The organism is Mesorhizobium sp. M4A.F.Ca.ET.050.02.1.1, from assembly GCF_003997725.1.
Lineage (GTDB): Bacteria > Pseudomonadota > Alphaproteobacteria > Rhizobiales > Rhizobiaceae > Mesorhizobium.
In genome coordinates this window covers 1-8,062 of the sequence record NZ_RZSG01000221.1, presented here as the reverse complement: position 1 = coordinate 8,062, position 8,062 = coordinate 1, and the positions used below count along the sequence as shown (strand labels likewise).

The following is an 8,062-nucleotide window of genomic DNA, read 5'->3' as shown; positions in this document are numbered from 1 at the left end:
TCCTCGAGCCGGCCGAGCGTCACCTTCACCGTCTGCTCGACGCCCTTGCGCACGATGACCACGTCCACTGCCTTGCCGACCGGGCTTTCCGCGACGACGCGCGGCAGGTCGCGCATCTCGTGGATGTCCTTGCCGTCGAACTTGATGATGACGTCGCCGGCCAGGATCGTGCCGTTGTCGACCGGTCCGCCCTTGATGACGCCGGCCACCAGCGCGCCCTTTGCGGTCGCCATGCCGAGGCTTTCGGCAATGTCGTCGGTGACCGGCTGGATGCGCACGCCGAGCCAGCCGCGCCGCGTTTCGCCGAACTGTCGAAGCTGTTCGACGACGCCCGAGGCAAGCTGCGAGGGAATGGAGAAGCCGATGCCGATCGAGCCGCCCGACGGCGAGATGATCGCCGTGTTGATGCCGATGACCTCGCCCAGGCTGTTGAACAGCGGACCCCCGGAATTGCCGCGGTTGATCGCGGCATCGGTCTGGATGAAGTCGTCATAGGGGCCGGAATTGATGTCGCGGTTGCGTGCCGAGACGATGCCGACCGTCACCGTGCCGCCGAGGCCGAACGGATTGCCGATCGCCATCACCCAGTCGCCGACGCGCATCTTGGTGGAATCGCCGAACTTCACCGCCGTCAGCTTGTGGCCCTTCGGATCGACCTTCAGCACGGCGACGTCGGTCTTGGTGTCGGTGCCGACCAGTGTCGCTTTCAGCGTCACGCCGTCCGAGAAGTTCACCTCGATGTCGTCGGCGTCGGCGATGACGTGGTTGTTGGTCACCACGATGCCTTGCTCGGCATCGATGACGAAGCCGGAGCCCAGCGACTGCACCTTCTGGCCGCCGCCGCCCTTGTCGCCGCCGCGGTTCTTGAAGAAGTCGTCGAAGAAGTCCTGGAACGGCGAGCCCTCGGGCAATTGCGGCATCGGCACCGCGCCGGGTCCCTCTGTGCCCTTTACCGTCTGCGAGGTCGAGATGTTGACGACGGCACCCAGCAGCCCCTGGGCAAGGTCGGCGACCGAAGCCGGTCCGTCGGCGGCGACGGTCGGTGTGACGGTGGACGGGACAACGAGGGTGCCGACGAGCAGCGCCGCTGCGCCGGCGACAAGCGTCCGCCTGGCCACGCGCAGAAGGGTGTTGGATGTCATCGAGGGCCTCCCGGTGTTTCTGAAAGAAAGCGCTTCCGCAAAAACGCCGCGTTGCGTCATGTTGGCAAGAAATACGGCACGTTTGCGGCTGTGGCTATCGGCAGAGGATAAATCGTCCGTTACGCCGGCACCAAGAAATTTCGTCAGCCGCGCACCAGCCAGACGATGCCGACACCGATGGCGATCGCCGCCAGTCCGGCGATGCGCAGCGCCGTCTCCGGCATCGACAGGACTTCGGTGGCGAGTTTCTTGGCGAGGCCAGGAAATCCGCCATAGACCAGGCCCTCGACGACGAGGACCAGGCCTATTGCCGCGAGAAAGTCCTGCACCGGACGCTACTGGCCGGTGCCGGGTTGCGCAGGCGGCGTTGCCGGCGCCGTTGGCTTTGCCGGTGTCTCCGTGCTGTTCGGGTCGCGGAAATAGCGGAAGAACTCGGATTCCGGCGACAGCACCATGGTCGTTCCGGTGTTGTCCAGCGCCGTACCGTAGGCGTTCATCGAGCGGTAGAACTCGAAGAAGGCCGGGTCGCGCTGATAGGCGGAGGCGAAGGTTGCGCTGCGCTGGGCTTCGCCCTCACCGCGCAGGATTTCCGATTCCTTCTGCGCCTCGGCGACGATTTCGACCACCTCGCGGTCGGCGCGGGCCTTGATGCGCTGCGCCGCCTCGTTGCCGCGGGCCCTCAACCGCTCGGCCTCGGCGAGACGCTCGGCCTTCATGCGGTCGAAGGTCTGCTGCGAAACCTCGGCCGTGAGATCGGTCCTGCGAATGCGCACATCCTCGATCTCGAGGCCGAGCGAGGTGGCGTCGGGCCTGAGCTGGTCGCGCACCTCGCGCATCATCACGGCGCGTTCCTCGGAGAGCGCGGCCTCGAAGTCGCGTAGACCGTAGACACGGCGCAGCGCCGCATCGAGACGTGTCCTCAGCCGCTGCTCGGCAAGCTCGATGCTGCCGGACACCGCCGCACGGAACACGCGCGGGTTAGAGATGCGGTAGGCGATGAAGGCATCGACCTCGTAGAACTTGCCGCCCGACACCTGGACACGGATGTTGTCGAGGTCGAAGCGCAGCACGCGGTTTTCGATCAGCTGCACGCTGTCGGCATCGAAGAAGGCGAAAGGCGCTTTGAAATAAATGCCAGGCTCGGTCTTAACGTCGACGATCTCGCCGAACCTCAGCACCAGCGCCTGCTGGCGCGCGTTGACCACGAACACCGAGGAATAGATCAGGAACAGGATGACCGCCGCGACGACGGCGACGATGGGGAGACGGTTGGCCATCACTGGTTTCCTCCCGTCGTGGCGCCAAAGGTGGCCGGCGCCGGCGCTTTCTGCTGCAGTGCCGGCAGCGGCAGGTAGGGAACGACCCCTTGCCCATTGCCCTGCTCGACGATCACCTTGTTCGAGTCCTTCAGCACCCTCTCCATCGTTTCCAGATAAAGCCGCTTGCGCGTCACCTCGGGCGCCTTGGCATATTCGTCATAGACCGAGATGAAGCGCTGCGCCTCACCCTCGGCCTCCTGCACGACGCGGTTCTTGTAGGCTGCCGCGTCCTCGCGGATCTGCGCCGCCGCGCCGCGCGCTTGGCCGAGTTTCTGGTTGGAATACTGGTTGGCCTGCTCGACGAACTTGTCCTCGTCCTGCTCGGCGCGCTGCACCTCGTCGAAGGCGTCGGCCACCTCGCGCGGTGGCGCCGCGTCCTCGATCGAGACCGCGTTGACGTTGAGGCCGGCCTTGTAGCCGTCCAGCGTCGTCTGGATGATCTCGCGCACCGAGGCGGCAATGCCCTGGCGATCGTCACGGAAGATGTCCTGCGCCGGCCGCCGGCCGACGGCCTCACGCATGGCGCTTTCGGCGACCTGCCTCAGCATGCCGTCAGGATCCGACACGTCGAACAGATAGGCTTTCGGGTCGGAGACCTGGTAGGCGACCGAGAATTGCACGTTGACGATGTTCTGATCGCCCGAGAGCATCAGTCCGGAACTGTTGCTGCCGCTCGCGCCGCCGCCGATATCGACCAGCTGCTCGGCAATGTTGGCGGTCTCGACGGTCTCGACCGGCCACCAGTGGAAATGCAGGCCGGGCTGCGACAGCTCGGCCTTCGGCTTGCCGAAGCGCAGTTCGACCGCAACCTCGTCGGGCTGCACGGTGTAGACCGCCTTGAACGCCCACAGCACGACCAGCGCAGCCGCGATCAGCCCGAATACGGCGGGGCTGGCGCCACCGCCGCCCGGCAGGGCGCGGCGCAATCTGTCCTGGCCGCGGCGGATGATGTCTTCCAGATCGGGCGGTGAGCCCTGCGGGCCGCTCGGGCCCTTGGGCCCCTGCCCCCAGGGACCCTGATTGCCGCCGCCGCCCCATGGGCCGCCGCCACCGCTCTTGTCGTTCCAGGGCATGAATGTCCTTTCGCTTGGAATTCCCTCGGCGCCGGCCTGACAGCGCAATATCCAATGTCATCCTTCTATAGGGTCGCCACGGCACGCTTTCAACGCGATCTGCCGGCCAGCCATCCGTTTTGGACCGGTAGCGACCCTTTATCGTCTTCAAGAAGCGACGCAGTCGTCTTCAGTTTGCGCCGCCACGGCGCTCGTAGACCGTATAGCGGGTCGCGTGGCTGTCCTTTTCGCCGGCCGGAAAGTCCTCGGCGCTGGCGACGCGCCACTGGTCCGTGTCGATCGGCGGAAAATGCGCATCGCCCTCGACACTTGCGAGCACATGGGTGACATGCAGCCGGTCGGCCAGCGGCAATGCCTGGGCATAGATTTCGCCGCCGCCGACAACGCAGATCTCGTCGGCGCCGGCCATGCAGCGCCCGCGCACATTGGCAAGCGCGATGGCCTCCTTGAGCGAATGCGCGATTTCGATTCCTTCGGCCCGCCAGGCCTTGTCGCGCGTCACCACGATGTTGAGCCGGCCCGGCAGCGGCCGGCCAATGCCCTCATAGGTCTTGCGACCCATGATGATCGGCTTGCCCATCGTGTCGGCCTTGAAGCGCTTGAGATCGGTGGAAAGCCGCCACGGCAGGCCGCCATCGCGCCCAATCACGCCGTTGTCGGCGATGGCGACGTAGATTGCGATATCCATTAGCCACCGTTCCCGCTGTCGCCGCCACTCGTGTCGTCCGACGGCTCGAGCAGCAATATGTCGATGTCGTGCTCAGGATAGAAGTCCTTCGCTGTCATCTCGAAGGTCGTCGGTCCGACCTTCCGCACATTGTCGCCGCAGAAGGAGACCAGGTTCTTCGGGCTGCCCTTGTCGACGGTCAGCTTGAAATCGCCGATACTGCCCGATGCCCAGTTGCCGCCCGTGGTCAGGATATAGGCGATCCTGCTTTCGAAATATTGCGGGTAGCCGTCGGGATTGTCCTTGGCCGCCTTGCGCACGGCGTTCTCGAAGCCGTCGTCCATGCAATAGCGGGTCTTATAGGTCGCATACTGGCCCTGGAACTGGCCATCATAGAAAAAGCTGACCGACGAGGTTCCGCCGACGCTCGGCCTGTAGCGGTGCGAGACATGCACGGCCTTGTTGGCTCGGAAGGTCGAGCGCCACCAGTAGGTCGAACGCAATTGCCAGAACGGGGCGTAGACGGTCTTCATCCCCGAGCCGTCGTCGGCCCTATCCTCGATGATGATGCCACGGTTCTCCCAATCCTCGGCGACCTCCTTGGGAAGGTTCGCCAGCGCCGCCTTGGCCGCGTCGCCGAACGGATAGAGCGGCACGGTCTGCGCCTTGAGATCGGCGCTGATGTCGATACCCAGCGCAAAGGCTCTCTGCTCCAGTTGCGGCTTTGCATCGACGCCGTCGATAGTCACCTCGAAGCCGAGGAAATTGTCGCTCTGCGCCTCGGGGATCGCCGGCATCTCGTTCGGGTCGCCTTCGATGTCGGGCATCGGGAAGGCAACGATGGCGTCGACATCCTTGTCGGTGTTGTTGCGGAAGACATAGTCGACCGTCACCTTTTCTTGCGAGATGAAGAGGTCCTCGCTCTCCATGGCGACGGCATCGCTGCGCGACAGGATCAGCCCGCCGGTTCCAAGCTCGGCAATCGAATCGTTGGCGAACGCCGGCGCGGCCGACAAAGCCAGCGCTGCGGTCAGGATGGTGCGGAACATGGATCCCCCTCTCGACGGCAGGGCCGGCCCCAACCGGATGCGCGTCCACATCTAGAGCAATTCCAGGAAAAGTGTGTAGCGGTTTTCCGTCCGGAATTGCGTAAGACAAATAGCTAGAGCAGTTCAGCGTTTCCACCAAACGATGAACTGCTCTAGCCGTTTCAATGTGGCGTTTCAAAGCCCCTTCAACGCTCGTGTTGCCGCTTGCCCCATGCTGTCTGGACACCGGCGCCCCGATCGGGCAGGAGAGCGCCCATGCGCAAGCTTCTGGTCATCGGCATCGGCGCCGGCAATCCCGAACATATGACGGTCCAGGCCATCAGCGGCCTGAACCGGGCGGACGTCCTGTTTATTCCCGACAAGGGCGCGAAAAAGAACGATCTCGCCGAATTGCGCCGGCAAATCTGCGACCGCTTCGTCACCAACCCGAAATCGCGTCGGGTGGAATTCGACGTGCCGGTGCGGGCCGAACCCTCCCCTTCCTACCGCGCCACGGTCGACGACTGGCACGAGGCGATCGCCGAAATTTATGAAGGCCTGATCCGCGACGAGCTTGCGGAAGACGGCTGCGGCGCGTTCCTGATCTGGGGCGACCCCTCGCTCTACGACAGCGCGCTGCGCATCCTCGAGCGGGTGCGTCGGCGTGGCAACGTCGATTTCGCGCTCGAGGTCATTCCCGGCATCACCGCCGTCCAGGCGCTGGCCGCCAGCCACAAGATGGCACTGAATCGTATCGGCGACCCCGTGCTGATCACCACCGGCCGCCGCCTGACTGAGGAGGGCATGCCCGAGAATGCCGGCAGCACGGTCGTCATGCTCGACGGAAAATGCGCCTTCAACACGCTGGCCGACGAGAATCTCGTCATCCACTGGGGCGCCTATCTCGGCACGTCGGACGAGATCGCCATCTCCGGCCGCCTTGGCGATGTCGGCGCGGAGATCGAAAGAGTGCGCGAGGAAGCCCGGCAAAGGAAGGGCTGGATCATGGACACCTATCTGCTGCGCAAACCCGGCGAGCCCGAGGAATAGGGACCACTCGGAACGGGGCGGCACTCAACCGGCATCGATTTCCGCCTGCAAGGCCTCCATGTGCTGCGCCGCCGCGGATGTCGCCGCCCGCTCTATGGCCCGGAAGCGGCTGACGACCGCCAGGCCGACCGCGGTCAGTTGGGCGCCGCCGCCCTTTTTGCCGCCGGTCTGCGCCGATACCAGCGGCTTGCCGAACACCCGGTTCATGTCCTCGACCAGGTCCCAGGCGTGCTTGTAGGACATCTCCATGCCGCGCGCCGCGGCGGATATCGAGCCGAAGGCAGCGATCTGCTCCAGAAGCTCGATCTTGCCCGGCCCGATACGCCCGTCGGGATCGAGGTTTATCCGCAAGCTCAGCGACGGCATCTTTGTCCTCCGCGATCAGACTAGCACCCTCGACGGCTCTATCGCTATTCCAAACCAACATAGCGACATTGTCCTTTCGTCACCCATCGGCTTCGGATGGCAGCCCTGGCCCCGTCGTCGCGCTGTCGAAGCTCACCGTCTTGATCACCGCAAAGACCTTGCGGCCGAGCGCGAGCCGAAGCGTGTGCTTCGACTGTTCGGTGATGCGCGCCAGAACCGTCACGCCATTGCATTCGATGGCGATCTCCACCGTCGGTCCGACACCCGGCCTCACCGCCGTGATTGTCCCCGCCAGTATGTTGAGCGCGCTGAGACCCGCCGGCTGCTCGGTCGCGATCATGACGTCGCGGGCGCGGATGCGCAGCCGCACCGGCGCACCGGCCGGCCGCGCCAGGCGTGGCACGCGGATTTCGCCCGCCGGCGAGTCGAGCACGGTCATTCCGAAGCTCTCCTCATGGCGCAGCACCTTGGTGTCCAGCACCGCGCCGCCCTCGCCGCGCTCTTCCGCCGGCAAAAGGTCGAGCCGCTGCATGATCGCTCCGGTCGGACCGGCGGCCGCGACCTTGCCTTGCGCCAGCACCACCACGTCGCTCGCCAGCCGCGCCACTTCGGCGACGGAATGGCTGACATAGACGATAGGGATATTCGTCTCGTCGCGCAGCCGCTCGACATAGGGCAGGATCTCCGCCTTGCGCGCCTCGTCGAGCGAGGCCATCGGTTCATCCATCAGCAGCAGTTTCGGGCTGGCGAGCAGCGCCCGGCCGATGGCCACGCGCTGTTTCTCGCCGCCCGAGAGCTTAGCCGGCCGCCGGTCGAGCAGATGCCCGATGCCGAGCAGATCGACCACGCCATCGATGTCGGCATAGCGCTCGGACGCCGGCGTGAACCATCGGCCATAGCGCAGATTGCCTGCGACGCTCAAATGCGGAAAGAGCCGCGCGTCCTGGAACACGATGCCGATGCGCCGCTTGTGCATCGGCACGAAGGCGCCGGTCTCGGTGTCGACCAGCACGCGCCCATCGACAGCGATCCGCCCCTTCTCCGGTCGGATCAGCCCGGCGATCAAATTGATCAGCGTCGACTTGCCGGAGCCCGAAGGACCGAACAGAGCCGTCAGGCGGCCAGCGCTTTCGAAACTGGCGTCGATCGCGAAATCGCCGAGGCGGTGGCCGATGTCGACGAGCAGCGTCATTCGATATCCATCCGCCGGCCGACGCGCCGGGCCAGCATCTCAGACGCCACCAGTGCGGCCATCGAGATGACGATCGAGATCAGCGTCAGCCTGAGCGCGCCGTCATCGCCGCCCGGCACCTGCGTGAAGGTATAGATCGCCGACGGCAGCGTCTGCGTCTCGTTGGGGATATTGGAGACGAAGGTGATTGTGGCGCCGAACTCGCCCATAGCCTTGGCGAAGGAC

General features: G+C 65.1%; 9 protein-coding genes and 1 pseudogene. 1 reads left to right on the top strand and 9 read right to left on the bottom strand.

What is annotated here, in order from left to right; translation table 11 throughout:
- The 6 genes from EOA33_RS16385 to EOA33_RS16360 form a co-directional block, all read right to left on the bottom strand.
- Positions 1 to 1,142, bottom strand: a 1,142-nt coding sequence (locus EOA33_RS16385) for a Do family serine endopeptidase (RefSeq protein ID WP_127406065.1), incomplete at its 3' end; no start/stop codon positions are given.
- Positions 1,143 to 1,285: 143 nt separating this feature from the next.
- Positions 1,286 to 1,471: a DUF2065 domain-containing protein gene (locus EOA33_RS16380; protein ID WP_126053961.1), complete on the bottom strand. Its 186-nt coding sequence runs from the start codon at positions 1,469 to 1,471 to the stop codon at positions 1,286 to 1,288.
- A gap of 6 nt (positions 1,472 to 1,477) precedes the next feature.
- Positions 1,478 to 2,419, bottom strand: a complete 942-nt coding sequence (locus EOA33_RS16375; RefSeq protein WP_126053960.1) for a protease modulator HflC — start codon at positions 2,417 to 2,419, stop codon at positions 1,478 to 1,480.
- A complete protein-coding gene (hflK, locus tag EOA33_RS16370; protein ID WP_126053959.1) occupies positions 2,419 to 3,534 on the bottom strand; it encodes an FtsH protease activity modulator HflK in 1,116 nt (371 codons plus the stop codon). Before hflK ends, EOA33_RS16375 begins: the two co-directional genes overlap by 1 nt.
- Positions 3,535 to 3,703: 169 nt before the next feature.
- A complete protein-coding gene (locus EOA33_RS16365; protein WP_126053958.1) occupies positions 3,704 to 4,222 on the bottom strand; it encodes a dihydrofolate reductase in 519 nt (172 codons plus the stop codon).
- Complete coding sequence (locus EOA33_RS16360; RefSeq protein ID WP_127406064.1) at positions 4,222 to 5,250, bottom strand: DUF4424 domain-containing protein; 1,029 nt, start codon at positions 5,248 to 5,250, stop codon at positions 4,222 to 4,224. Before EOA33_RS16360 ends, EOA33_RS16365 begins: the two co-directional genes overlap by 1 nt.
- Before the next feature lie 255 nt (positions 5,251 to 5,505).
- Between EOA33_RS16360 and cobF the strand changes: the two genes are divergently transcribed.
- Positions 5,506 to 6,279, top strand: a complete 774-nt coding sequence (gene cobF / locus EOA33_RS16355; protein ID WP_127406063.1) for a precorrin-6A synthase (deacetylating) — start codon at positions 5,506 to 5,508, stop codon at positions 6,277 to 6,279.
- Positions 6,280 to 6,303: 24 nt separating this feature from the next.
- Here cobF and EOA33_RS16350 read toward each other — a convergent pair whose 3' ends face one another.
- The 3 genes and pseudogenes from EOA33_RS16350 to EOA33_RS16340 all read right to left on the bottom strand — a co-directional run.
- Entirely contained in the window at positions 6,304 to 6,645 is a 342-nt protein-coding gene (locus tag EOA33_RS16350; protein ID WP_126053955.1) for a winged helix-turn-helix domain-containing protein, read from the bottom strand.
- Between the two features lie 79 nt (positions 6,646 to 6,724).
- Positions 6,725 to 7,837, bottom strand: a complete 1,113-nt coding sequence (modC, locus tag EOA33_RS16345; protein ID WP_127406062.1) for a molybdenum ABC transporter ATP-binding protein — start codon at positions 7,835 to 7,837, stop codon at positions 6,725 to 6,727.
- A pseudogene (locus tag EOA33_RS16340) lies at positions 7,834 to 8,062 on the bottom strand (molybdate ABC transporter permease subunit); the annotation flags it as partial. The gene modC and the pseudogene EOA33_RS16340, both read right to left, overlap by 4 nt.